This window comes from Burkholderia sp. BE17 (assembly GCF_009362305.1).
Lineage (GTDB): Bacteria > Pseudomonadota > Gammaproteobacteria > Burkholderiales > Burkholderiaceae > Burkholderia > Burkholderia pyrrocinia_C.
Window position 1 is genome coordinate 19,909 of record NZ_WHNU01000022.1, and the last position, 24,284, is coordinate 44,192.

Sequence of the window (24,284 nt, forward strand, 5' to 3'; positions counted from 1 at the left end):
ACTAGCCCGCCGCATCGACAGCAGGTTTGTCGCCATTTAGTAATCTCTTGATATCCTCGACCGGCCAGAGCAATCGACGATTGGGAAGCTTTGTCGGCCTGATACCATGATAGCTACCATCCGAGGAGTAACGCTTGTGAATGCTTTGTGGATTAACTGCCAGAATGGCCGCTAATTCCTCGGTGGATACATGATCGCGGCTTGTGGGGATCGGCATCGGAGCGCGTGGCGCGCTCTTTTCGACCTTCTTCGGTGCGTGGGCACTCACGGGTGAATCACTGGACACCTGTCCTGCCAGAGCGTGGATTGCGTGGAGCGCATCCGCCGCGCGGGCGACATATTCGAGAACCGATAGCGGAATCAGATCCGGGGCGTCCGTTTGAGCCTTGCCGCCGCTAATGGCGTCAAACATCAAACGCATCCATTCGGTGTCGATATCAGAATCCACGCACCACTGGATGAAATCACAAGGCTCAAGCTGGGTCGGTGCGACGCTACCCTTCTCCGCGTAGTCTTCGCAGTGCCACTCCCATGTCCTCATGATGTCGCCGGCCTTGATCATTCGATCAACGACATCCCCTTCATACGGCCGATCATCAAGGCCACTCGCCGTACGAGGAAGTTCCTTGCAGTCCGATGGTGGGCGCAGGCCAGACAAAATCAGCGCGCCCTCCGCCGGCGTCCAGGTAGGACGAGCAAGGCATTCTCGCAACGCGGCATAAAGCCGCCCTGCGGCAGCGATGCGCTCTTGTGGTGATCTTTCTTCGCTCATGGCCAGATCTGCATTCAAATGGTCGATGACGATCATTATCGCCGTCGACCGATTCTAGCCTACGACCGATTGCCAATAGAGGCACCCGGCCGAAGGCACCCGCCATTCAGTCGAAGCTCAAGCCACGTCGGTCTGATATTCGATTCCGGCCTGCTCCACCATCCATGCCCGACCTTGTCGTGCCACGAAGAAAAGTGCGACATACATTCTTCACTCACCGCCGTTCGAGTGCGCCGATGCGTCCGGAAGCGAATCATCAGCGGGACCGTCATTTGCTTGCCGAGCATGCCCGTTGCTACGCTCGGCGCGACAGTTGCGCCCGTTGTCCGATCCCATGAGATCGGACTTGAGCGCTCAAACTAGCAGATTGAGGGCGATCAGTCAGGGCAGCACATGGATCGATATGGATTCAGGCGAACCTAAAATGCCTACACGGCGCCTACACGAGGCCAGAAGCGACAAAGGGTTACAGGCAAAATGCACTGTAACCCTTTGATTTTATTGGTGCCGGCTGCAGGACTCGAACCCGCCACCTGATGATTACAAATCAACTGCTCTACCAGATGAGCTAAGCCGGCGTAAGCGCGAGATTCTACCTCATTTCACGATCTTGAGGCGAGGTCTGCTGCTGCCTTTCGAGCCGTCGCCGTCGGTTTTCGGCGGTTCGTCGGCCCCTTCGGAGGGTTCCTCGTTCGCGCCGCTGTCTGCCACCGGCGTCAACGTAGCCGAAGACTCGTCGCGCTGCACGTCATCCGCCTGCGCGGCTTCATCGTCGAACGTGCCCGAATCCTCACCTTCGCCCGCGACCGCATCGACCTGGAACGCCATCCCCTGCCCGTTCTCGCGCGCATAGATCGCGAGCACGTTGGCAACCGGAATCTCGATCTTGTGCGCCTTCCCGGAGAACCGGGCAGTGAACTCGATCCACTCGTTGCCCATCTGCAACTGGCTCGTCGCCTCGAAGCTGATGTTGAGCACGATCTCGCCGTCACGCACGAACTGACGCGGCACGCGCGTCGAGTTGTCGACCCTCACCGCGATATGCGGCGTGTAACCGTTATCGGTGCACCACTCGTACAACGCGCGCAGCAGATAAGGCTTCGTTGAAATCTCTTGCATCACAATCCTCGAACCCGGAGCGGGCGCGCGGCACGCCGCACCGCCCTCTCCGTCTTGCCTTCATTGCATCATCAACGACGCATGACCTTTTCGGACGGCGTCAGTGCTTCGATATAGGCCGGACGGCTGAAGATCCGTTCGGCGTACTTCATCAGCGGCGCAGCGTTCTTCGACAGCTCGATGCCGTAGTGATCCAGGCGCCACAGCAGCGGTGCGATCGCGACGTCGAGCATCGAGAACTCCTCGCCGAGCATGTACTTGTTCTTCACGAAGATCGGCGCGAGCTGCGTCAGGCGATCGCGGATCGCGAGGCGTGCCTTCTCGTGATTCTTCTCCGCTGCCTTGCCCTTCTCGTTCTCGAGCGTGCTGACGTGAACGAACAGTTCCTTCTCGAAGTTGAGCAGGAACAGGCGCGCGCGTGCGCGCTGCACAGGGTCGGCCGGCATCAGTTGCGGATGCGGGAAGCGCTCGTCGATGTACTCGTTGATGATGTTCGATTCGTACAGGATCAGGTCGCGCTCGACCAGGATCGGCACCTGACCGTACGGGTTCATCACCGAAATGTCTTCCGGCTTGTTGAACAGGTCGACGTCTCGGATTTCGAAGTCCATGCCCTTCTCGAACAGCACCAGCCGGCAACGCTGGGAGAACGGGCAAGTTGTGCCGGAATACAGAACCATCATATTTGCGTTTCCTCAAAAAAGCCGAGGGCCGGCACGCGGCGAAACCCCTTTCACGGGTTCCGCGTTGCGCCGGCCCCACGCCGGTCAGGCGTGTTTACTTGATATCTTTCCAGTACGCGGCATTGAGCCGCCAGGCCAGGAAAGTCAGGACACCGAGAAAGACCAGCACCCACACGCCGAGGCGCTTGCGGGTCTGCTGGGCCGGCTCGGACATCCATGTCATATAGGCCACCAGGTCGGCAACCGCAGCATCATAGTCCGGCGACGACAGCGTCCCCGGCACGACCTGCTGGAAGCCGACGAGCGTGTGGACCTTCTCGCCCGTCTCCTCGTCCGTCTTGTCTTCGAATTTGGCAACGCGCTGCCCCTGCAGTTGCCACAACACATGGGGCATGCCGACGTTCTCGAACACCGCGTTGTTCCAGCCGGACGGCCGCGTATCGTCGCGGTAGAAACTCCGCAGATACGTATACAGCCAGTCGCGGCCGCGCGCGCGCTCCTCGACCGACAGGTCGGGCGGCGAGGTGCCTAGCCAGTTCTTCGCGTCTTCGGGCCGCATCGCGACGGACATCGTGCTTCCGACCTTGTCGGTCGTGAACAGGAGATTCGTTTCGATCTCCTTCTGGGATATGCCCAGATCCGTCAGACGGTTGTAGCGCATCAGGTTCGCGCTGTGGCAGTTCAGGCAATAGTTTACAAACAATTGCGCGCCGTGCTGAAGCGAAACGAGATTTTCCGTGTTATCGGGCGCCCGGTCGAGCGGAAAATTACCTTCCGCCCGCACGGCCGGCGCCACCAGCAGCGCACACGCGGTCGCCCCGATCAGCGCGAGTGTCGAAAGCAGTTTCTTCATGTCGTTCTCTCCTCGCTCACATTAATGGGGCTTGAAGCGCACCCGCTCCGGCGGCTGCTTGAACGTGCCAAGCGGCGTCCAGACGGGCATGCCGAGGAAGAACGCGAAGTAGATCAGCGCGCAGGCCTGCGCGATCAGCGTCGCAGCCGGCGATGGCGGCCGCGTGCCGAGGAACGCGAGGGTCAGGAACGCCACGACGAAGATCCCGAGGAACACCTTGTGGAACAGCGGCCGGTAGCGGATCGACTTCACCGGGCTGCGGTCGAGCCACGGCAGGAAGAACAGCGTGATCACCGCCGAGCCCATCACGACGACGCCCCAGAACTTCGACTCCGTCAGGTACATGAACACGACGATCGCCGCGGCCAGCACCGGCAGCCCGACCTTCCACTTGCCGCGCGCGCGGATCAGCGCGAGCACGCCGAGCAGCGCGATCACGATCATCAGCACGAGCTTGAACGGGTCGGTGGTCGCGCGCAGCATCGCGTAGAACGCGGTGAAGTACCAGACCGGCGCGATCTCGGGCGGCGTCTGCAGCGGGTTCGCCGGGACGAAGTTGTTCGCCTCGAGGAAGTAGCCGCCCATCTCCGGCGAGAAGAACACGATCAGCGCGAACACCATCAGGAACACGCACACGCCGAGGAAATCGTGCACCGAGTAGTACGGATGGAACGGAATGCCGTCGAGCGGAATGCCGTTCTCGTCCTTCTTCGCCTTGATCTCGATGCCGTCCGGGTTATTCGACCCCACTTCGTGCAGCGCGACGAGGTGCGCGATCACGAGGCCGATCAGCACGAGCGGAATCGCGATCACGTGGAACGCGAAGAAGCGGTTCAGCGTGACGTCGGACACGACGTAGTCGCCGCGAATCCACAGCGACAGGTCGGGGCCGACGAACGGGATCGCCGAGAACAGGTTCACGATCACCTGCGCGCCCCAGAACGACATCTGGCCCCACGGCAGCAGGTAGCCGAAGAACGCCTCGGCCATCAGGCACAGGAAGATCGCGCAGCCGAAGATCCACACGAGCTCGCGCGGCTTGCGGTACGACCCGTACAGCAGCCCGCGGAACATGTGCAGGTAGACGACCACGAAGAACATCGATGCACCGGTCGAGTGCAGATAGCGGATCAGCCAGCCCCACGGCACCTCGCGCATGATGTACTCGACCGACGCGAACGCGAGCGTCGAATCGGGCTTGTAGTTCATCGTCAGGAAGATGCCCGTGACGATCTGGTTGACGAGCACGAGCAGCGCGAGGGAGCCGAAGAAGTACCAGAAGTTGAAGTTCTTCGGCGCGTAGTACTCGGAAACGTGCTTCTTCCACGTGGACGTGAGCGGGAAGCGCTGGTCGATCCAGCCGGTGAGGCCTGTCGTGGAGACTTCCTTGTTGTCGGCGGCCATCACGCTTCTCCTTTCTCGTCCTTGCCGATCACGAGGGTCGTCGCCGACGTGAACATGTAGGGCGGGATGTCGAGATTCTGAGGCGCCGGCTTGTTCTTGAACACACGGCCGGCGAGGTCGTAGGTCGAACCGTGGCACGGGCACAGGAAACCGCCCGGCCAGTCGTCCGGCAGGTTCGGCTGCGGACCCGTCGTGAAGCGTTGGCTAGGCGTGCAGCCGAGGTGCGTACACACGGCCATCACGACGAGAATGTTCTTGCGATCGGTCCGCGAGCGATATTCGTTGGCGCAATACGCGGGCAACGGCATCGAATACGGGGACTTCGTGGTCGGATCGGCCACTTCCTTGTCGGCCTTGACCACGTCGGCCAGCATCGAATCGGTGCGATTCAGGATCCAGACGGGCTTGCCGCGCCACGGCACGGTAACCATCTCGCCGGGCTTCAGGCTGCTGATGTCGACCTCGACCGGTGCACCGGCCGCTTTCGCTTTCGCGGACGGCGCAAGCGACGCCGCGAAAGGTATGACGGTGGCTACGCCTCCCACGCCACCTGCTACGGATGTCGCAATCAGCCAGGTACGGCGGCCGCTGTCGACGCGTTTCTCTTCCTTGTCTCGCATCACACGCCCCACTTCTGAGTTGGATTTTCCGTCACGACTTTCCATTCCGCCGCTAGTTTGCTCGAATGGAGTCGCCATTTACAAGGCCCGGAGATGAAAATCCCTTCGAAGTGTTTGATAGTTAAGGGTTATCCCCCACTATCGGAGCGATTAAATCATTTCTCTTTTAAGCATTCGCTACATTGAGGAATTTCGATGCGCTGCCGCAAATCCGGCGTTCAGACCGGATTATGAATATCGATAAAAAGGTGTTCGAGATCGAATTCCTCGGACAAGTGGGCGCCAAGCGCCTGGATTCCGTAGCGTTCGGTCGCATGGTGCCCTGCCGCAACGAACGCGACACCGCTCTCGGCGGCCGTGTGCGTCACGTATTCGGATACCTCGCCCGTCAGGTACACGTCCGCGCCGGCGTCGATCGCCGCGTCGAAGTAGCTCTGCGCGGCGCCCGTGCACCACGCGATGCGGCGCAGCTGCAGGTCCGGATCGCCAAGCACGAGCGGCGTGCGGCCGAGCGTGCGCTCGACCTTCGCGACGAAGTGCTCGAGCGTGACGGGCATCGGCAGCGTCGCCATCCAGCCGAGGTCGCCGTCGCCGAAACGCTGCTCGCCGATCAGCCCGAGCTTCTCGCCGAGCTGCGCGTTGTTGCCGAGCCGGGGGTGCGCGTCGAGCGGCAGGTGGAACGCGAACAGGTTCAGGTCGTTCGCGAGCAGCAGCTTCAGGCGCTGGTACTTGCGGCCGGTGATCTGCGGGGCCTCGTTGCGCCAGAAATAGCCGTGATGGACGAGCACGGCATCCGCCCCCCATTCGAGCGCGGCTTCGAGGAACGCAAGCGACGCCGTCACGCCGGTGGCGATCTTCTCGATCTTGCGGCGCCCCTCGACCTGGAGGCCGTTCGGGCAATAGTCCTTGAAGCGCGCGGTTTCGAGGGTATTGTTCAAGTACAATTCAAGTTCGATCCGATCCATATAAACCTCTAATCCATTCAGATGCTTAGACGCTTCTGGCTGTTCTTCGCGCAGGCGGTTACCGTGCTGCTCGCGCTGATGTTCATCGTCGTGACGCTCAAGCCGCAATGGCTGCAACGGCAAGGACAGCTCGGCAAGCAGCTCGCCACGCCGATCGTTGCGCTGCGGGAAGTCGCACCGGGCATCGGCGGCGCACCGGCGACCACGTCGTACGCGGAAGCCGCGCAGAAGGCGATGCCGGCCGTCGTCAACGTATTCTCCAGCAAGGACGGCTCGCTGCCGCCCGACCCGCGCGCGAAAGATCCGCTGTTCCGCTACTTCTTCGGCGACCGCAACGCCCGCAAGCAGCAGGACGAACCGGCAGCCAACCTCGGCTCGGGCGTTATCGTGAGCCCTGAAGGTTACATTCTAACGAACCAGCACGTCGTGGACGGCGCCGACCAGATCGAAGTCGCGCTCGCCGATGGCCGCACGGCCACCGCGAAGGTGATCGGCAGCGATCCCGAGACCGATCTCGCCGTGCTGAAGATCAACATGACGAACCTGCCGACGATCACGCTCGGCCGCTCCGACCAGTCGCGGGTCGGCGATGTGGTGCTCGCGATCGGCAACCCGTTCGGCGTCGGCCAGACGGTCACGATGGGGATCATCAGCGCACTCGGCCGCAACCATCTCGGCATCAATACGTTCGAGAACTTCATCCAGACCGACGCGCCGATCAACCCCGGCAACTCGGGCGGCGCGCTGGTCGACGTGAACGGCAACCTGCTCGGCATCAACACGGCGATCTACTCGCGCTCGGGCGGCTCGCTCGGCATCGGCTTCGCGATTCCGGTATCGACCGCGCGCACGGTGCTCGAAAGCATCATCACGACGGGCTCGGTCACGCGCGGCTGGATCGGCGTCGAGCCGCAGGACGTCACGCCGGAGATCGCCGAGTCGTTCGGGCTCCAGCAGAAATCGGGCGCAATCGTTGCGGGCGTGCTGCAGGGCGGCCCGGCCGACAAGGCCGGCATCAAGCCGGGCGACATCCTGGTCACGGTCAACGGCGAGGAGATCACCGATACGACGAAGCTGCTGAACGTCGTCGCGCAGATCAAGCCGGGCACGCCGACCAAGGTGCACGTCGTGCGCAAGGGCAAGGAGTTCGACATGAGCGTCGTGATCGGCAAGCGCCCGCCGCCGCCGAAGCAGACGCTCGACGAACAGGACAGCGACACCGAGTGACGTTCGGCGGGCGGCGCGCCGACGCGTGCCGGCCGCAGGCGAAAACGCAAAAGGGCAGCCGGTGGCTGCCCTTTTGCTTTGCATCGAAGACCTTGTTGCCGCGGATGTGGCCTCAACGCCCGCCTTCCGGCCGCCAACGCCACCGGGCCGCACAGGCATGGCCGGAAGAAGGCCACCCGCCGCGCGCCGCCCGGCGCACCGTCGTCAACTCGCGGCTTCGCCGTTCCCCGCCTCGCCCTCTTCGGCCGGCTTCTTCGGTACGACGAACCGCGCGGCCAGAATCCCGGCCTCGTACAGCACGATCAGCGGCAACGCGAGCATCAGTTGCGAGAACACGTCCGGCGGCGTGACGACCGCCGCGACGACAAACGCGCCGACGATCACGTACGGCCGGATTTCCTTCAGCTTCTTCACCGTCAGCACGCCCATCCGGACGAGCAGCACGACGACGATCGGCACCTCGAACGTGACCCCGAACGCGATGAACATCCCGAGCACGAAGCTCAGGTAGTTGTCGATGTCGGTCGTCATCTCGGCGCCGAGCGGCGCGTTGTAGTGCGCCATCACGCGGAAGATCGTCGGAAACACGAGGAAGTACGCGAACGCCATCCCGCACAGGAATAGGACGTAGCTGCTGCCGACGAGCGGCACGACGAGCTTCTTCTCGTGCTGGTACAGCCCCGGCGCGACGAACGCCCAGATCTGGTACAGCACGATCGGCAGCGCGATCACGAGCGCGACGAGCATCGTGACCTTCATCGGCACGAAGAACGAGCCGGTGACGTCGGTGACGATCATCTTGCCGTCCTTCGGCAGGTTCTCCATCAGCGGCCGCGCGAGCAGCTTGAAGATGTCGGGCGCCCAGTAGACGAGCCCGAGGAACACGACGATCACGGCCAGCCCCGCGCGAATGATGCGATCGCGGAGCTCGACGAGATGGGAAATGAAGGTTTCTTCCGGGGCGTCGCCCGGGTTCTGCTGGGGGTCGCTCACACCGGCCCTCGGTAGGATTGACGAGCGAGCATGCGCTCGACTCAGAAGAAGCGCGTCGGCCGGCGCAGGCTGGCCGGCTGGTGGCGCGCGACACGCGCGGCGCCCGACTGCACATGCGTGCGGCGGGTGGTCGTGCGCTTGTACCAGACAGGCGTCGCCGCCTGCTTGACACGCCAGTTGCGGCGCTTCGGCGCGAGCGCGGCCGTACTGCCGCGCCACGACGGCGCCGCGGGCGTGTCGGAACCGTACGACCCGGCGTCGCCGGAGGCCTCGTTAAGACCTTCGACCGCGGAATGCCACGTGTCGTTCAGCTCCTTCTCGTGCTCGCGCAGGTTGTCGTGAATCGTCGTCTCGACATTGCGCGCGGCCGACTCGAAATCGGTCTTCATCGTCCGCAGCGCGTCGAGTTCGATTTCGCGCGAGACCTCGGCCTTCACGTCGTTGATGTACCGCTGCGCACGGCCGAACAATGCGCCTGCCGTACGCGCGACGCGCGGCAGGCGCTCGGGGCCGAGCACCACGAGCGCGACGACGCCGATCAGCGCCATCTTCGTAAGACCGAGATCCAGCATCGCAAATGCCTGTCAGCGTGCCGGCGTTACGCCTTGTTCGAATCGGAACGCGTCGTTTCCTTCGCGTTGACGTCAACCGAGCCCGAGCGCGGCAGTTGCTGCGCGTCGGCCGGCGTTTCGCCTTCCTTCATGCCGTCCTTGAAACCCTTCACCGCGCTGCCGAGATCGTTGCCGATGTTGCGCAGCTTCTTCGTACCGAAAACCAGCGCGACGATCAGCAGCACGATCAGCCAGTGCCAAATGCTCAATCCACCCATGATGAAACCTCTCCTCAACCACGCCGTTGCGCGGCGCAAATCGCCGGCGACGCGCCGGCTTCGACTATCGATGCGGGGAAACGCCCCGCGCCGTCAACCCATCCGATGCCACGGACGCGGGCCGGCCAGGATATGCGCGTGCAGGTGGTAAACCTCCTGCCCGCCGCCGGGACCCGTGTTGATCACCGTGCGAAAACCGGTTTCGCCGCCCGTATACGCGACGCCGAGCTGGTCGGCGAGGCGCGCGACGAACAACATCAGCCGGCCGAGCATCGGCGCATCGCCGTCGCTCACCGCCGACAGCGTCGGCAGGTGCCGGCGCGGAATCACGAGCACGTGCGTCTCGGCCGCCGGGCGGATGTCGCGGAACGCGACGAATTCGTCGTCCTCGTGCACCTTCGTGCTCGGGATCTCGCCTACCGCGATCTTGCAGAACAGGCAATTCGGATCGTGACTCATGTTGCTCCTGCGAAACGTCCGCCGCGGCCGGTCAGAACCACGCCTGCGGATCGAGCGTCTTGTTGTCGTTCAGGTACAGCCAACCCTTGATGATACGGTACAGCGTCCAGATCCATGTGACAAACATCACTGCGAATCCGACCACCACGAACGCCAGCGCGAACCCGATCACATAGGCGATCAGCGCGCGCCAGAACGTGCGGATCTGCCACTCGAAGTGATCGGCGTACGGCGTGCCGGCCACATCGCCGCGCTTCACGTAGTTGATGATGATCGCGATGATGCCCGTGACGCCGCCCGTCAGCCAATGAAACGCGTAGAGGCCATAGAGCACGTGAGTCAGCGTGCGCAGCCCGTTCAGGCGTTCGGCGTCCGCGGCCCCCGGCACCGACGGCGGCGGAAACTGGCTTGGTGTGTCGGTCATGATGCTACCCCCGTTAGATGACAATTCTTACAGCTTACCGCACTGTCGCCACCGCGGCGGGCGCAAGCGTGTCACCCGCCGTTTTCCTCGCGCTCGCGACGCTTGCGCAGCGCCTTCTCCTCGATGCCCGACAACCCTTCGCGGCGCTCGAGCTCGGCGATCACGTCGGCCGGGCTCAGGTCGAAGTGCGACAGCATCACGAGGCAGTGGAACCACAGGTCGGCCACCTCGCCGACGAGCGCGGTCGGCGCGCCGCCCTGGCGCACGTCTTTCGCGGCCAGCACGACTTCCGTCGCCTCTTCGCCGATCTTCTTCAGCACCGCGTCGTCGCCCTTGTGGAACAGGCGCGATACGTACGATTGGTCGGGATCGCCGCCCTTGCGGCTATCGATCACGGCCGCGAGGCGCAGCAGCGTGTCTTCGGTCGATTGCGTCATTTGTAGATATGTTCGGGATCTTTCAGCACCGGTTCGACCGCGACCCAGTCGCCGTCGTCGACAGTGCCCTCGAATTTCTGGAAGAAGCACGAATGCCGGCCGGTGTGGCACGCGATGCCCGACACCTGCTCGACCTTCAGCAGCACGACGTCCTCGTCGCAGTCGAGCCGCACCTCGTGCACGTGCTGCACGTGGCCCGACTCCTCGCCCTTGAACCACAGGCGCTTGCGCGAGCGCGAATAGTAGACCGCGCGCTGCGTCTCGATCGTCTTCGCCAGCGCCTCGCGGTTCATCCACGCGAACATCAGTACGTCGTTCGTCGACGCTTCCTGCGCGATCACCGGCACGAGGCCGTGGTCGTCCCAGCGAACCTTGTCGAGCCACGCGGGCAGGGATTTCGTTTCCGTATTCATCACAGCCTCACCGGAATGCCCTGATCGGCCATGAAGCGCTTCGCCTCGCCGACCGTGTGCTCGCCGTAGTGGAAGATGCTCGCGGCCAGCACCGCGTCGGCACGGCCGTCCTTGATGCCATCCGCGAGATCCTGCAGCGAGCCGACGCCGCCCGACGCGATCACCGGCACCGGCACCGCGTCCGACACGCCGCGCGTGAGCGCGAGGTCGAAACCCGATTTCGTGCCGTCACGGTCCATGCTCGTGAGCAGGATCTCGCCCGCGCCGAGCTCGGCCATCTTGCGCGCCCATTCGATCGCGTCGAGGCCCGTGCCCTTGCGGCCGCCGTGCGTGAACACTTCCCAGCGCGGCGTCTCGCCGTCGGCCGACACGCGCTTCGCGTCGATCGCGACGACGATGCACTGCGAGCCGTACTTGTCGGCCGCGTCGCGCACGAGTTGCGGGTTCGCGACCGCCGAAGAATTCATGCTGACCTTGTCCGCACCTGCGTTCAGCAGGCGCCGCACGTCCTCGACGGCGCGCACGCCGCCCCCGACGGTCAGCGGAATGAACACCTGCGACGCCACCGCCTCGATGATCGGCAGGATCAGGTCGCGCTGGTCGGACGTCGCGGTGATGTCGAGGAACGTCAGTTCGTCGGCGCCCTGGTCGTCGTAACGGCGGGCGATTTCGACGGGGTCGCCCGCGTCGCGCAGCTCGACGAAATTGACGCCCTTGACGACACGCCCGGCGGTCACGTCCAGGCAGGGGATGATGCGTTTAGCTAGAGCCATGATGTTGCGCCAAATGCCGCGATGGGACGGCCGGTTACGGAAGCCTCGCGCGAGGCTTCCGGTCGGGGCCGCCCTGTGGGCAGCCCCGGCGAACGGGACAACCGCGCTTACGCGTTGTCGAGCTCGCCGTTCAGTTCGTCCGCGCGCTTTTGCGCGGCCGCGAAATCGAGATCGCCGGAGTAGATCGCACGGCCGCAGATCACGCCTTCGACGCCGTGCTCTTCCACCTCGCACAGATTCTCGATGTCCGTGAGGTTCGACAGGCCGCCGCTCGCGATCACCGGAATGCCGACCGCCTGCGCGAGCTTCACGGTCGCCTCGATGTTGATGCCCTGCAGCATCCCGTCGCGGCCGATGTCCGTGTAGACGATCGATTCGACGCCGTAGTCCTCGAACTTCCGCGCGAGATCGATCACTTCGTGGCCCGTCAGCTTGCTCCAGCCGTCGGTCGCGACCTTGCCGTCCTTCGCGTCCAGCCCGACGATGATATTGCCTGCGAACGCGGTGCATGCGTCCTGCAGGAAGCCCGGATCCTTCACGGCCGCCGTGCCGATGATCACGTAGGACAGGCCCGCGTCGAGGTACTTCTCGATCGTCTCGAGGCTGCGGATGCCGCCGCCGAGCTGTACGGGGATTTCATCGCCGACTTCGTCGAGGATCGCTTCGATCGCCTCGAGATTCTTCGGCTTGCCGGCGAACGCGCCGTTCAGGTCGACCAGATGGAGCCGCCGGGCGCCGAGATCCACCCATTTGCGGGCCATCGCCGCCGGGTCCTCGGAGAAAATCGTGGCCTGGTCCATATCGCCCTGTTTCAGGCGCACACACTGACCGTCTTTGAGATCGATGGCCGGAATCAGCAACATAGCAATCGGGTATCGTCGTGGAGGAAGAAAAGAATCCGGCGCGTACCGGCCAACCCGGTACCGCGCCGTCTCGCTAGTTTAGTACAACTCTTTCGGCGCTTTGGCGCGCGAGCCCCGTAAGACGGGCCTCTCCGGCCCGCCGACTGTGGCACGCACGCGACGTTCACGGTTTCCAGTGTACGAAGTTGCGATACAGACGCAACCCGACCTCCGCACTTTTCTCGGGGTGGAATTGGGTCGCGAAGAGGTTATCCCGCGCGACCGCGGACGTAAACGGCGCGCCGTATGCCGTTTCGCCGACCGTATGCGCCGGGTTGTCCGGCTTCACGTAATAGCTGTGCACGAAGTAGAAATACGCGTCGTCGGGCACGCCGTCCCACAGCGGGTGCGGCTGCGTCTGACGCACGCGGTTCCAGCCCATCTGCGGCACCTTGAAGCGCGAGCCGTCGTCCTGCAGCCGGCCGTCGAGCTCGAAGCGCACGACCTTGCCGGGCAGCAGGCCGAGGCCCTTCGTGTCGCCTTCCGCGCTCCAGTCGAACAGCATCTGCTCGCCGACGCACACGCCGAGCAGCGGCTTCGTGCGCGACGCCTCGATCACGGCCTCCTGCAGGCCCGATTCGCCGAGGCAGCGCATGCAGTCGGGCATCGCGCCCTGGCCGGGCAGCACGACGCGGTCGGCCGCGCGAATCGCGGCCGGCGTGTCGACGATCGCCACGTCGGCGGCCGGTTCGGCCTTCTTGAGCGCCTGCGCGACCGAGCGCAGGTTGCCCATCCCATAATCCACAATCGCAATCGAAGTTTTCATCTCAGTGCAGGCAGTAGCGCCCTCAGTCCATTGACGATGAATTCCACCGCCAGCGCCGACAGCATCAGACCCATCAGCCGCGTGGCGATGTTGATGCCCGTGCGGCCGATCCAGTTCGCGATCGGCTCGGCGAGCCGCATCGCGACGAAACACAGCAAAGCCAGGACCGCGCCGATCGCGACCAGCCCGGCCCGCTCATACCAGTGACGCGAATTCGCCGCATAGATGATCACCGTGCTGATCGAGCCGGGGCCCGTGAGCAGCGGAATCGCCAGCGGCACGACCGCGATGTTGTCCTTCAGCTCGGCCTCGTGGCGCTCCTCCGGCGTCGATCGCGTGTTGCCGATCTGCGCGTTCAGCATGTTGATCGCCATCAGCAGCATGATGATCCCGCCGCCCACTTCGAGCGAACCGACCGAAATGCCGAAGAAGTCGATGATCTGCTGCCCGAGCAGCGTCGTCACCGTCATCACGCAGAACACCGACACCGATGCGATCCGGATCGTGCGGCGCCGCTCGATGTCCGTCTGCTGCGCCGTCAGGCTCAGGAAGAACGGCACCGCGCCGATCGGGTTGATCAGCGCAAGCAGCGAAATGAACGATTTGAGCAGATCCATCGCAAGCCGGCGCGCGCGCCGAAGCCGTGAGGTTGTCCTTGGCGTCCGTCCGTTCGGAAGTTCAGAGGCTGCCCTTCGTCGACGGGATCTGCCCCGCCGCACGCTCGTCCAGTTCCACCGCCGCGCGCAGCGCACGGCCGAAGGCCTTGAACACCGTCTCGAGCTGATGGTGCGCGTTGATCCCGCGCAGGTTGTCGATGTGCAGCGTGACGCCCGCGTGGTTCACGAAACCGCGGAAAAATTCGATCGACAGGTCGACGTCGAACGTGCCGATCCGCGCACGCGTGAACGGCACGTGGAATTCGAGGCCCGGCCGGCCCGAGAAGTCGATCACGACGCGCGACAGCGCCTCGTCGAGCGGCACGTACGAATGGCCGTAGCGGCGGATGCCCTTGCGGTCGCCGATCGCCTTCGCGACGGCCTGCCCGAGCGTGATGCCGACATCCTCGACCGTGTGGTGGTCGTCGATATGCGTGTCGCCATGCGCTTCGACCTCGAGATCGACCAGACCGTGTCGCGCGATCTGGTCGAGCATATGGTCGAGAAACGGCACGCCGGTGGCCAGCTTCTGCCGGCCGGTGCCGTCGAGATCGAGCTTCACACGGATCTGCGTTTCGCTGGTATTGCGAACGACTTCCGCCACACGCATGGCAATTCCTTGATTGAGTCTGATGTAAATGGGGATTGATCGTCGCGCGCCGCCGCGCCCTGGGCTCAACCGGGCAGCGCGAGTTTCAAAGCGGCCAGCAGGCGGGCGTTTTCGTCGGGAGAACCGACAGTCAGCCGCACGCATTCGGCCAGTAACGGATGCATTTTACTCACGTTTTTGACCAGCACCCGCTCGGTGAGCAGCGCGTCGAACACGGCGGCCGCGTCCGGCACGCGCACCAGCAGGAAATTGCCGGCACTCGGGAACACCGTCGCGCCCGGCAGCGCGGCCACGGCCTGCGCGAGGCGTGTGCGTTCCGCGCGCAGTTCGGCCGCCTGCGCGTCGAGCACGTCGAGGTGGTCGAGCAGGAAATCGGCGGTCGCCTGGGTCAGCACGTTGATGTTGTAAGGCGGGCGCACCTTGTCGAATTCGGTCAGCCATGCGTGCCGCCCGACGAGATAACCGAGGCGGATGCCCGCGAGGCCGAGCTTCGACACCGTGCGCATCACGACGACGTTGTCGAACTCGGCGGCGCGCGGCAGCCACGAGCGCTCGGCGAACGGCTGGTACGCCTCGTCGATCACGATCAGGCTGTGCCGCGCGGCCGCGACGATCCGCTCGACGTCGGCATCGTCGTACAGCGTGCCGGTCGGGTTGTTCGGGTACGCGAGATAGACGATCGCCGGGCGGTGCTCGGCGATCGCCGCGAGCATCGCGTCGACGTCGAGCGTCAGGTCGGCCTTCAGCGGCACGCCGACGAATTCGAGCTGCGCGAGCTTCGCGGACAGTTCATACATCACGAAGCCCGGCACCGGCGCGAGCACCTTCGCGCCCGGCTGCGCGCACGCGACCGAGATCATGCTGATGATTTCGTCCGACCCGTTGCCGAGCAGCACGTCGCATGCGGCCGGCACGCCCATCGCGTGGCGCAGCTTGTCGAGCAGCGCGGCCGGGCGCGGCGCCGGGTAACGGTTCAGCGCGACCTGCGCGAGACGCTCGCCGAGCGCCGCGGCGAGCGGTTCGGGCAGCGGGTACGGGTTCTCCATCGCGTCGAGCTTCACGAACCCGCTCGCGTCCGGCACCGGGTAGCTCGTCATCGCGAGCACGTCGCGGCGGATGATGTCTTGTGGCGTCGTCATGGTTTCAAGCCGGCGTGCGTCGCGCCGGCATCAAATGGTCGGCAAGGCGGCGGCTGCCGCCCTGCGCTGCGTCTCCTCAGCCGGGAGCGGCGCGTCAGCGCCCGCCCCGGCCCCGCGCAGAGCGCGCGGGTTACCCCTTCATCCGGAACTCGGCGCTCTTCGCGTGCGCCTGCAGCCCCTCGCCATACGCGAGTTCGGACGCGATCTCGCCGAGCGTCTGCGCGCCTTCGGCGCTGACCTCGATCAGGCTCGAGCGCTTGATGAAGTCGTACACGCCGAGCGGCGACGAGAAGCGCGCGGTGCGCGACGTCGGCAGCACGTGGTTCGGGCCCGCACAGTAGTCGCCGAGGCTCTCGCTCGTGTAGCGGCCGAGGAAGATCGCGCCCGCATGGCGGATCTGCTGGCCCCATTGCTGCGGCTCCAGCGCCGAGATTTCCAGGTGCTCGGGCGCGATGTCGTTCGCGATCCGGCATGCCTCGGCCATGTCGCGCACCTTGATCAGCGCGCCGCGGCCTTCGAGCGACGCACGGATCACGTCCTGGCGCGGCATCGACGGCAGCAACTCGTTGATCGCCTTCTCGACGCGCTCGAGGAACGCGGCGTCCGGGCACAGCAGGATCGACTGCGCGAGTTCGTCGTGCTCGGCCTGCGAAAACAGGTCCATCGCGACCCAGTTCGGATCGGTCGTGCCGTCGCACAGTACGAGGATTTCCGACGGCCCCGCGATCATGTCGATGCCGACCGTGCCGAATACGCGGCGCTTCGCCGACGCGACATACGCGTTGCCGGGCCCGCAGATCTTGTCGACGGGCGGCACCGTCGCCGTGCCGTACGCGAGCGCGCCGACCGCCTGCGCGCCGCCGATCGTGAACACGCGATCGACGCCACCGAGCAGCGCCGCGGCGAGCACGAGGTCGTTCTTCACGCCGTCCGGCGTCGGCACGACCATCACGATCTCGCCGACGCCCGCGACGCGCGCGGGAATCGCGTTCATCAGCACCGACGACGGATACGCGGCCTTGCCGCCCGGCACGTACAGGCCGACGCGGTCGAGCGGCGTGACCTTCTGGCCGAGCACCGTGCCGTCGCTTTCCGTGTACTGCCAGCTATGCGTGCCGCACTCGATCTTCTGCTTCTCGTGGTACGCGCGCACGCGCGCCGCGGCCGCTTCCAGCGCCGCGCGCGCCTTCGGCGCGAGGCCGTCGAGCGCCGTCTGCAGTTCATCCTGCGGCAGTTCGAGCGCGGCGACGCTGTCCGCGTTCAGCCGGTCGAAACGGTTCGTATACTCGAGCACCGCGGCGTCGCCGCGCGATTTCACGTCGGCGAGTATCTGCGCGACCGATTGCTCGATCGCCTCGTCTTCGCTCGCTTCGAATGCGAGCACCGCACGCAGCGCGGCGTCGAAGCCGTCGCTCGTCGAATCGAGTTTGCGGATGGTGATGGCCATGGGAGTTCCGTTACGGTGATGCGCTCAACCGCCATTCTGCGACGCGCGTTCGAACGCGTCGAGGATCGGCTTGAGCGCCGCGCGCTTCAACTTCAGCGCAGCCTGGTTCACGACGAGGCGCGACGAGATCGCCATGATCTCCTCGACCTCGACCAGATTGTTCGCCTTCAGCGTGCCGCCCGAACTGACGAGGTCGACGATCGCGTCGGCCAGGCCGACCAGCGGCGCAAGTTCCATCGAGCCGTACAGCTTGATCAGGTCGACGTGCACGCCCTTCGCCGCGAAGTGCTCGCGTGCCGTTTCGACGTACTTCGTCGCGACCCGCAGGCGCGCGCCCTGGCGCACCGCGTTCGCGTAGTCGAAGCCGGCCGGCACGGCCACCGACATCCGGCAGCGTGCAATGTTCAGATCGATCGGCTGGTACAGGCCCGAGCCGCCATGCTCGACCAGCACGTCCTTGCCGGCCACGCCGAAATCGGCCGCGCCGTATTCGACATAGGTCGGCACGTCGCTCGCGCGCACGATGATCACGCGCAGGTTCGGATCGGTCGTCGGCAGGATCAGCTTGCGCGACGTTTCCGGATCCTCGGCCACCTGCACGCCGGCTGCGGCGAGCAGCGGCAGGGTTTCCTCGAAAATCCGGCCCTTCGACAGGGCGAGGGTCAGCGGCACGCTCATGCTTGGCTCCCGGAGAGGCGGCGCACGTTCGCGCCGACGGCGGTCAGTTTGGCTTCCATGCGGTCGTAACCGCGGTCCAGGTGATAGATGCGGTCGACGATCGTTTCGCCGTCGGCACGCAGCCCGGCGATCACGAGGCTCGCCGACGCGCGCAGGTCGGTCGCCATCACGTTCGCGCCCGACAGTTTCTCGACGCCCGTCACGAGCGCGGTGTTGCCGTCGATCGTGATGTTCGCGCCGAGCCGGTTCAACTCCTGCACGTGCATGAAGCGGTTCTCGAAAATCGTTTCGACGACCTGCGCGGTGCCCGTCGCGACCGTATTGAGGGCCATGAACTGCGCCTGCATGTCGGTCGGGAACGCCGGGTATTCCGACGTGCGGATCGTCACCGCCGACGGCCGGCGGTCCATCTTCACGCGCAGCCAGCTGTCGCCTTCCTCGATCGACACGCCGGCTTCGCGCAGCTTGTCGATCACCGCGTCGAGGATGTGCGGGCGCACGCCCGTCAGCATCACGTCGCCGCCCGCCGCCGCGACCGCGCACAGGAACGTGCCGGCCTCGATGCGGTCGGGAATCACCGAATGGCGCGCGCCGTGCAGCCGCTCGACGCCCTGGATCACGAGGCGATCGGTGCCGATGCCGTCGATTTTCGCGCCCATCCCGACCAGCAAGTGTGCGAGATCGCTCACTTCCGGTTCGCGGGCCGCGTTCTCGATCACCGTTTCGCCGTCCGCGAGCGTCGCGGCCATCAGCAGGTTTTCCGTCCCCGTCACCGTGATCATGTCGGTCACGATGCGCGCGCCCTTCAGGCGCTTCGCGCGCGCTTCGATGAAGCCGTGCTCGATGCTGATCTCGGCGCCCATCGCCTGCAGGCCCTTGATGTGCTGGTCGACCGGACGCGCGCCGATCGCGCAGCCGCCCGGCAGCGACACCTTCGCCTCGCCGAAGCGCGCGAGCAGCGGCCCGAGCACGAGGATCGACGCGCGCATCGTCTTCACGAGCTCGTACGGCGCCACGAGGTTGTCGACGCGCGACGCGTCGAGCTGCACACGGCAGCCGTCGGTCTCGCTCTTCACGCCCATCTGGTTCAGCACCTTCAGCGTGGTGCGCACGTCCTTGAGGTTCGGCACGTTGTCGAGATCGACCGGATCGGCGGTGAGCAGCCCCGCGCACAGGATCGGCAGCGCGGCGTTCTTCGCGCCCGACACGACGATCTCGCCGGACAGGCGGCGGCCGCCTTCGATCGCGAGCTTGTCCATCCCATGTCCCTGCAATTCCCCGTTGGCGGCCGGGTGTGCCGTGGCGACGCTCTGGACGGCGTCGCGCTCGTTGACGGTGACTTGCACTCAGTGAATTCCGGTTATGCGTTCTGCCATTCGGCGGGCGTCAGCGTCTTCATGCTGAGCGCGTGGATTTCCTGCTTCATGCGATCGCCGAGCGCCGCATAGACGAGCTGGTGCCGCTGGATCGGCCGCTTGCCTTCGAAGGCCGCCGACACGATCGTCGCGAAGAAATGCTGGCCGTCGCCTTCGACTTCCAGATGCGTGCAGGCGAGACCGCCGGCGATGTATTGCTTGACCTGTTCGGGAGTCGGCAACATGGTGTAAGGCTCCTGTCGGCGCGCGCCGCCCCGGGGCGGCCGCTGCCTGTCGATATCAATGACGCAGTTTGTAGCCGGTCGCGAGCAGCCGCATCGCGACCATCGCGAGCAGCACGAAGAAACCGGCGACGATCGCGAGGCTCGCGAACGGGTTGATGTCGGACGCGCCGAAGAACCCGAAACGGAAGCCGTCGATCATGTAGAAAAACGGATTGAGACGCGAGATCTCGCGCCACACGGGCGGCAGCGAGTGCGTCGAATAGAACACGCCGGACAGGAACGTCAGCGGCATGATCAGGAAGTTCTGGAACGCGGCGAGCTGGTCGAACTTCTCGGCCCAGATTCCGGCGATCAAGCCGAGCGTGCCGAGGATCGCCGAGCCGAGCAGCGCGAACGCAATGATGAACAGCGGCGCCGCGAAATGCATCGGGATAAACCAGATCGTCACGACGAACACGCCCGTGCCGACCGCGAGCCCGCGCACGACGGACGCGAGCACGTACGCGCCGAAGATGTCGCGGTACGACAGCGGCGGCAGCAGCATGAACACCAGGTTGCCGGTGATCTTCGACTGGATCAGCGACGACGAGCTGTTCGCGAACGCGTTCTGCAGCACGCTCATCATCACGAGGCCCGGCACGAGAAAGCTCACGTACTCGACGCCCGGATACACCTCGACACGGCCCGACAGCGCGTGGCCGAAGATCGTCAGATACAGCAGCGCCGTCACGATCGGCGCGCACACGGTCTGGAACGACACCTTCCAGAAGCGCAGCAGTTCCTTGTAGAACAGCGTTTGAAAACCGCTCATGCCAGCCCCTCGATCACCTCGGCCCCGTTCATCACCTGGACGAACACATCCTCGAGGTCGGCCTTGCGGACCTCGATCTCGTCGAACGTGCCGCCCGCCGCGCGGCACTGCGCGAGGATGCGTTCGACATCGTCGTAGCTCGTGAGGCGCAGCAGGTGCTCGCCCGGCGCGCGTGCGGCCGGATCGGTCTCCAGCCCGCGCAGCTCGGCCGGCAGCGCGCCGGTCGCCAGGCGCAGGTAGAGCTGCAGCCCCGCGAAGCGGCGCAGCAGCGCGTCGGTGCGGTCGAGCGCGACCACTTCGCCACGGCGCAGCATCGCGATGCGGTCGCACAGCGACTCGGCTTCCTCGAGGTAATGGGTGGTCAGCACGATCGTGTGACCCTCGCGGTTCAGGCGCGAGATGAATTTCCACAGCGTCTGGCGCAATTCGACGTCGACGCCGGCGGTCGGCTCGTCGAGCACGATCACGGGCGGCCGGTGCACGAGCGCCTGCGCGACGAGCACGCGGCGCTTCATCCCGCCCGACAGCGCGCGCATGTTCGCATCGGCCTTCTCGGTGAGATCGAGATTGGCCATCACTTCGTCGATCCAGTCGTCGTTGCGGCGCAGCCCGAAATAGCCGGACTGGATGCGCAGCGTCTCGCGGACGGTGAAGAACGGGTCGAAAACGAGTTCCTGCGGCACGACGCCGAGTGCGCGGCGCGCACCACGGAAGTCCTTGACGACGTCGTGGCCAAGCACCGAGATACTGCCTTCGTCGGCCCGGGCAAGCCCGGCGAGGATGCTGATGAGCGTGGTCTTGCCTGCGCCGTTGGGGCCGAGCAGACCGAAAAACTCGCCTTCCTCGACCGACAGGCTGACGCCCTTGAGCGCCTGAAGCGACTTGTAGCGCTTCTTGACGTGACGGATTTCTATGGCTGACATGACTGTGCGCGACGCAATGGCCGCGACGCCTATTCTGTGCTTGCTGCGAAAGAAAATGGGGGCCGGACGCCGATTGGCTGCCCCGCAAAACGCTTGATTATAGGGCAAACCGGCTGGTGGAGCCGGCGCAGAAGGCGCGCGGCCTGAAGCTTGCACGCGCCGGCTGGCGCGGCAGGCTCCGGTCGGACAGCGTCAATGTCGCTCGGCGCCTTCGATGAGCGCGTCGACGCCATAGGCGCGCGCGAGGCTGGCGAGCTTCGGGGGGAGATTGAGGATGTCGAGGGTCGCGCCGCGCGATTTGGCGGCGCGTTGCCATGCAAGCAGCACGGCGAGCGCGGACGAATCGAACTGCGTCAGCGCCGCGCAATCGACGGCGGTCGCACCCGTGCCGATGCGCGCAAGACCGTCCGCGAGCGCGGACTTCGCGCTCGCGACGGTCAGCGAGGAACCGGCTTCGAAGCCGCTCACGACGCTTGCTTGCCGGAGGCAAGCTGCTGGTTGCGCTGCGTCAGGAACTGGATAAGGCCGTCCACGCCGCTTTGCTGGATCTTCTCGTTGAACTGCTGCTGGTACGTCTGGATCAGCCACGCGCCGAGCACGTTCAGGTCATACACCTTCCAGCCGTTCGACGACTTGTACAGGCGGTAATCGATCTGGACCGGCTGGCCGTTGTTCATCGCAACCGTCTTGACCACGACGTCGGTATCGGCCGGATCCGCGCGGAACGGCGGGTACTGGATCTGCTGGTCCGGCTTCAGCTGCGCGAGCGCGCCCGAATACGTGCGGATCAGCAGCAGCTTGAACTGCTCCTGAATCTGCTGCTGCTGCTCGGCCGTCGCCGTGCGCCAGTTGCGGCCCATCGCGAGCTGCGTGGTGCGGCGGAAATCGGTGTACGGCAGGATGTCCTTGTTGACAATCGTAATGATGCGATTGGTGTCGCCCTGCTTGATCGTTTGCGCCTTGACTTCGTCGAGCACTTGCTGCGTCGCCGTCTTGATCAGCGCCTGCGGGTTCGACTGGTCGACTTGCGCGTGAGCTGCGCCGCCGAACGAGAACAGCGCCGCGAAAACGGGGATCAGGAACAGTTTTTTCATCATAGTGACCTGCATGAATGAGTCGATGCAAAGATTGGAGAAGGTAGCTTACGCGCAAGTTCGCGTGCGCTACCGACTGAATCGTTTCCGGCTGTAACGAATGTAAATCCGTCAGTGCAGCCGGATGCTCGGGAAGCGGAACCCGCCCGGAGACGGCGGCGCCACCTGCATCGCCGGCACGTTCGTTTCGCTGGCCGGGTTCGGCGAAACGGCCGTGCCCGACGCCGGCGCGGCAACTGCCACGCCCGATGCGCCCGCCGGCGCCGTCGCACCACCGATCGCCGCTGCGCCCGCCGTACCGGCCGTACCGGCCGCGCCGGCTGCCGCCGGTGCCGCGCCGTCGTCCGGCAGGTCGTACTTCGGCAGCGCGTCGTTGCTTGCCGTCGAGCCTGCCTCGCCGCGCGCGTTGTCGATCAGCATCTGGCGGCGCTGCAGGTACGCGTTGCGCACGAACGAATACTTGTCGAGCGCCGCGGCGTCCAGCACATCGCCCGCGCCGAGCAGGTTCGAGCGCGTGTTGACGAGATTCACGCCGAACAGGCCCCAGCTCAGGCCGTCCGGCTTCACATAGGTCAACGGGTTGCCGACGTAGTCGACACCGAGGCCGGCCGTGTCGCGCACCGTGCTCGGGCCGAGCAGCGGCAGCACGAGATACGGGCCCGACGGCACGCCGTAGCGGCCCATCGTGACCCCGAAGTCGGCCGTGTGTTTCGGCAGCTTCGCGATCGTCGCGACGTCGAACAGGCCGCCGACGCCGAACACCGTGTTGATCACGACGCGCATGATGTCGCCGACGCCGTCCGCGATCCGCAACTGCACGATGTTGTTCGCCGCGACGTAGACGTCGCCGATGTTCGAGAAGAAGTTCGTCACGCTGTCGCGCACCGGCTGCGGCACGACCTTCTGGTAACCCTGCGCGACCGGCTTCAGCGCGTACGTGTCGACCGTGTCGTTGAACTTGTACATCGTCCGGTTGAAGCCTTCGAGCGGATCGCCCTTGGTCGGCGTCTGCACGGTCGCGCAACCGCTCAACGCGGCGACTGCCGCCACCGCGAGCGCGGCGTGCCTGATGCGGATCGTCTGCATGGTCATTCCCCTCTTGTATTCTCTCGTGTGGTTATTGCGCTGCCGAACCGGACGCGGCGGACACGGCGGACGCCGGCACCGCCACCGGAGCGGGCGCGGCCGACGCGCCGGCTGCCGGCTTCGCGCCGCCCGCATCGGCGGCCTTGCTGTACAGGAACTGGCCGATCAGGTTCTCGAGCACGATCGCCGACTGCGTCATCGTGATCGTGTCGCCTGCCTTCAGCATTTCGGTGTCGCCGCCCGGATCGAGGCCGATATATTGCTCGCCGAGCAGGCCCGACGTCAGGATCTTCGCCGACGAATCCTTCGGGAACTGATACTGGCCGTCGACATCGATCGTCACGAGCGCCTGGTAGGTGTTCGTGTCGAAGCCGACCGACTTCACGCGGCCGACCACGACGCCGGCACTCTTCACGGCCGCGCGCGGCTTCAGCCCGCCGATATTGTCGAATTTCATCCTCACCGCATAGGTCGGCTGAAACGACAGCGAGCTCATGTTGCCGACCTTCAGCGCCAGGAACAGCACCGCAAGGAAGCCCACCACCACGAACAGGCCGACCCAGAAGTCGAGAGCAGTCTTTTTCATCGTCATCCCAAAATA

At 65.1% G+C, this 24,284-nt stretch carries 31 protein-coding genes and 1 tRNA gene; 1 reads left to right on the forward strand and 31 read right to left on the reverse strand.

The features are described 5' to 3' along the window. Position 1: 1 nt before the first annotated feature. From GD429_RS19720 to GD429_RS19755, 8 genes are all read right to left on the reverse strand, one after another. Positions 2–808 (reverse strand): hypothetical protein, encoded by an 807-nt coding sequence (locus tag GD429_RS19720; RefSeq protein WP_227791687.1) that lies wholly within the window; start codon positions 806–808, stop codon positions 2–4. A gap of 466 nt (positions 809–1,274) precedes the next feature. Further along, positions 1,275–1,350 (reverse strand) — tRNA-Thr (locus GD429_RS19725). A gap of 19 nt (positions 1,351–1,369) precedes the next feature. After that, positions 1,370–1,891, reverse strand: coding sequence for a ClpXP protease specificity-enhancing factor (locus GD429_RS19730; protein ID WP_152859175.1), 522 nt, complete (start codon positions 1,889–1,891; stop codon positions 1,370–1,372). A gap of 71 nt (positions 1,892–1,962) precedes the next feature. Then, a complete protein-coding gene (locus GD429_RS19735) occupies positions 1,963–2,574 on the reverse strand; it encodes a glutathione S-transferase N-terminal domain-containing protein (protein ID WP_006400565.1) in 612 nt (203 codons plus the stop codon). A gap of 94 nt (positions 2,575–2,668) precedes the next feature. Then, positions 2,669–3,427 carry a cytochrome c1 gene (locus tag GD429_RS19740; RefSeq protein WP_152859177.1) on the reverse strand — a complete coding sequence of 253 codons (759 nt, stop codon included), beginning with the start codon at positions 3,425–3,427 and terminating at the stop codon, positions 2,669–2,671. Between the two features lie 21 nt (positions 3,428–3,448). After that, positions 3,449–4,831: a cytochrome b gene (locus GD429_RS19745; protein ID WP_152859179.1), complete on the reverse strand. Its 1,383-nt coding sequence runs from the start codon at positions 4,829–4,831 to the stop codon at positions 3,449–3,451. After that, positions 4,831–5,451 carry a ubiquinol-cytochrome c reductase iron-sulfur subunit gene (gene petA / locus GD429_RS19750; RefSeq protein ID WP_152859181.1) on the reverse strand — a complete coding sequence of 207 codons (621 nt, stop codon included), beginning with the start codon at positions 5,449–5,451 and terminating at the stop codon, positions 4,831–4,833. Before petA ends, GD429_RS19745 begins: the two co-directional genes overlap by 1 nt. Before the next feature lie 218 nt (positions 5,452–5,669). Then, positions 5,670–6,416: a Nif3-like dinuclear metal center hexameric protein gene (locus GD429_RS19755; RefSeq protein WP_152859183.1), complete on the reverse strand. Its 747-nt coding sequence runs from the start codon at positions 6,414–6,416 to the stop codon at positions 5,670–5,672. A gap of 21 nt (positions 6,417–6,437) precedes the next feature. Here GD429_RS19755 and GD429_RS19760 point away from each other — a divergent pair, with 21 nt between their 5' ends. Beyond that, positions 6,438–7,643 carry a Do family serine endopeptidase gene (locus GD429_RS19760; RefSeq protein WP_152859185.1) on the forward strand — a complete coding sequence of 402 codons (1,206 nt, stop codon included), beginning with the start codon at positions 6,438–6,440 and terminating at the stop codon, positions 7,641–7,643. A gap of 204 nt (positions 7,644–7,847) precedes the next feature. On the opposite strand, the gene tatC is transcribed toward GD429_RS19760, so the two are convergent. From tatC to mlaD, 23 genes are all read right to left on the reverse strand, one after another. Continuing rightward, positions 7,848–8,636, reverse strand: coding sequence for a twin-arginine translocase subunit TatC (tatC, locus tag GD429_RS19765; protein WP_096472298.1), 789 nt, complete (start codon positions 8,634–8,636; stop codon positions 7,848–7,850). A 41-nt stretch (positions 8,637–8,677) separates the two neighbouring features. Beyond that, a complete protein-coding gene (tatB, locus tag GD429_RS19770) occupies positions 8,678–9,208 on the reverse strand; it encodes a Sec-independent protein translocase protein TatB (protein ID WP_152859187.1) in 531 nt (176 codons plus the stop codon). Positions 9,209–9,234: 26 nt separating this feature from the next. Then, complete coding sequence (tatA, locus tag GD429_RS19775) at positions 9,235–9,465, reverse strand: Sec-independent protein translocase subunit TatA (protein WP_034183658.1); 231 nt, start codon at positions 9,463–9,465, stop codon at positions 9,235–9,237. Between the two features lie 93 nt (positions 9,466–9,558). Next, on the reverse strand, positions 9,559–9,924 hold the full coding sequence (locus GD429_RS19780; RefSeq protein ID WP_152859189.1) for a histidine triad nucleotide-binding protein: 366 nt from the start codon (positions 9,922–9,924) through the stop codon (positions 9,559–9,561). Between the two features lie 31 nt (positions 9,925–9,955). Continuing rightward, positions 9,956–10,348 (reverse strand): DUF4870 family protein, encoded by a 393-nt coding sequence (locus GD429_RS19785; protein WP_034183656.1) that lies wholly within the window; start codon positions 10,346–10,348, stop codon positions 9,956–9,958. Positions 10,349–10,419: 71 nt separating this feature from the next. Then, on the reverse strand, positions 10,420–10,785 hold the full coding sequence (locus tag GD429_RS19790; RefSeq protein ID WP_006485344.1) for a phosphoribosyl-ATP diphosphatase: 366 nt from the start codon (positions 10,783–10,785) through the stop codon (positions 10,420–10,422). Continuing rightward, positions 10,782–11,198: a phosphoribosyl-AMP cyclohydrolase gene (gene hisI, locus GD429_RS19795; protein ID WP_105391630.1), complete on the reverse strand. Its 417-nt coding sequence runs from the start codon at positions 11,196–11,198 to the stop codon at positions 10,782–10,784. Before hisI ends, GD429_RS19790 begins: the two co-directional genes overlap by 4 nt. Beyond that, a complete protein-coding gene (gene hisF / locus GD429_RS19800; protein WP_034183654.1) occupies positions 11,198–11,971 on the reverse strand; it encodes an imidazole glycerol phosphate synthase subunit HisF in 774 nt (257 codons plus the stop codon). Before hisF ends, hisI begins: the two co-directional genes overlap by 1 nt. Before the next feature lie 107 nt (positions 11,972–12,078). Continuing rightward, positions 12,079–12,834 (reverse strand): 1-(5-phosphoribosyl)-5-[(5-phosphoribosylamino)methylideneamino]imidazole-4-carboxamide isomerase, encoded by a 756-nt coding sequence (hisA, locus tag GD429_RS19805; protein WP_124501181.1) that lies wholly within the window; start codon positions 12,832–12,834, stop codon positions 12,079–12,081. A 163-nt stretch (positions 12,835–12,997) separates the two neighbouring features. Continuing rightward, positions 12,998–13,639, reverse strand: coding sequence for an imidazole glycerol phosphate synthase subunit HisH (gene hisH, locus GD429_RS19810; protein ID WP_034183652.1), 642 nt, complete (start codon positions 13,637–13,639; stop codon positions 12,998–13,000). Continuing rightward, complete coding sequence (locus GD429_RS19815; RefSeq protein WP_072443888.1) at positions 13,636–14,256, reverse strand: MarC family protein; 621 nt, start codon at positions 14,254–14,256, stop codon at positions 13,636–13,638. The genes hisH and GD429_RS19815 overlap by 4 nt, the downstream gene beginning before the upstream one ends. A 61-nt stretch (positions 14,257–14,317) precedes the next feature. Next, complete coding sequence (gene hisB / locus GD429_RS19820) at positions 14,318–14,905, reverse strand: imidazoleglycerol-phosphate dehydratase HisB (protein ID WP_011546606.1); 588 nt, start codon at positions 14,903–14,905, stop codon at positions 14,318–14,320. Positions 14,906–14,970: 65 nt separating this feature from the next. Then, on the reverse strand, positions 14,971–16,044 hold the full coding sequence (hisC, locus tag GD429_RS19825) for a histidinol-phosphate transaminase (RefSeq protein WP_105391631.1): 1,074 nt from the start codon (positions 16,042–16,044) through the stop codon (positions 14,971–14,973). A gap of 130 nt (positions 16,045–16,174) precedes the next feature. Further along, complete coding sequence (gene hisD / locus GD429_RS19830; RefSeq protein WP_034183649.1) at positions 16,175–17,491, reverse strand: histidinol dehydrogenase; 1,317 nt, start codon at positions 17,489–17,491, stop codon at positions 16,175–16,177. 24 nt (positions 17,492–17,515) lie between these two features. After that, on the reverse strand, positions 17,516–18,169 hold the full coding sequence (gene hisG, locus GD429_RS19835; RefSeq protein ID WP_034183648.1) for an ATP phosphoribosyltransferase: 654 nt from the start codon (positions 18,167–18,169) through the stop codon (positions 17,516–17,518). Next, positions 18,166–19,515 (reverse strand): UDP-N-acetylglucosamine 1-carboxyvinyltransferase, encoded by a 1,350-nt coding sequence (gene murA / locus GD429_RS19840; protein ID WP_105391632.1) that lies wholly within the window; start codon positions 19,513–19,515, stop codon positions 18,166–18,168. Before murA ends, hisG begins: the two co-directional genes overlap by 4 nt. Positions 19,516–19,529: 14 nt before the next feature. After that, positions 19,530–19,769 carry a BolA family protein gene (locus tag GD429_RS19845; RefSeq protein WP_006477131.1) on the reverse strand — a complete coding sequence of 80 codons (240 nt, stop codon included), beginning with the start codon at positions 19,767–19,769 and terminating at the stop codon, positions 19,530–19,532. 55 nt (positions 19,770–19,824) lie between these two features. Further along, positions 19,825–20,580, reverse strand: a complete 756-nt coding sequence (locus tag GD429_RS19850; protein WP_096472291.1) for an ABC transporter permease — start codon at positions 20,578–20,580, stop codon at positions 19,825–19,827. Beyond that, positions 20,577–21,503 (reverse strand): ABC transporter ATP-binding protein, encoded by a 927-nt coding sequence (locus GD429_RS19855; protein WP_152859191.1) that lies wholly within the window; start codon positions 21,501–21,503, stop codon positions 20,577–20,579. The genes GD429_RS19850 and GD429_RS19855 overlap by 4 nt, the downstream gene beginning before the upstream one ends. A gap of 192 nt (positions 21,504–21,695) precedes the next feature. Continuing rightward, positions 21,696–21,971 (reverse strand): lipid asymmetry maintenance protein MlaB, encoded by a 276-nt coding sequence (locus GD429_RS19860; RefSeq protein ID WP_105391634.1) that lies wholly within the window; start codon positions 21,969–21,971, stop codon positions 21,696–21,698. Then, positions 21,968–22,597 carry a phospholipid-binding protein MlaC gene (locus tag GD429_RS19865; protein ID WP_152859275.1) on the reverse strand — a complete coding sequence of 210 codons (630 nt, stop codon included), beginning with the start codon at positions 22,595–22,597 and terminating at the stop codon, positions 21,968–21,970. Before GD429_RS19865 ends, GD429_RS19860 begins: the two co-directional genes overlap by 4 nt. Positions 22,598–22,708: 111 nt before the next feature. Then, positions 22,709–23,683 carry a VacJ family lipoprotein gene (locus tag GD429_RS19870; RefSeq protein ID WP_152859279.1) on the reverse strand — a complete coding sequence of 325 codons (975 nt, stop codon included), beginning with the start codon at positions 23,681–23,683 and terminating at the stop codon, positions 22,709–22,711. 31 nt (positions 23,684–23,714) lie between these two features. Further along, complete coding sequence (gene mlaD, locus GD429_RS19875) at positions 23,715–24,275, reverse strand: outer membrane lipid asymmetry maintenance protein MlaD (RefSeq protein WP_152859193.1); 561 nt, start codon at positions 24,273–24,275, stop codon at positions 23,715–23,717. Positions 24,276–24,284: the final 9 nt, after the last annotated feature.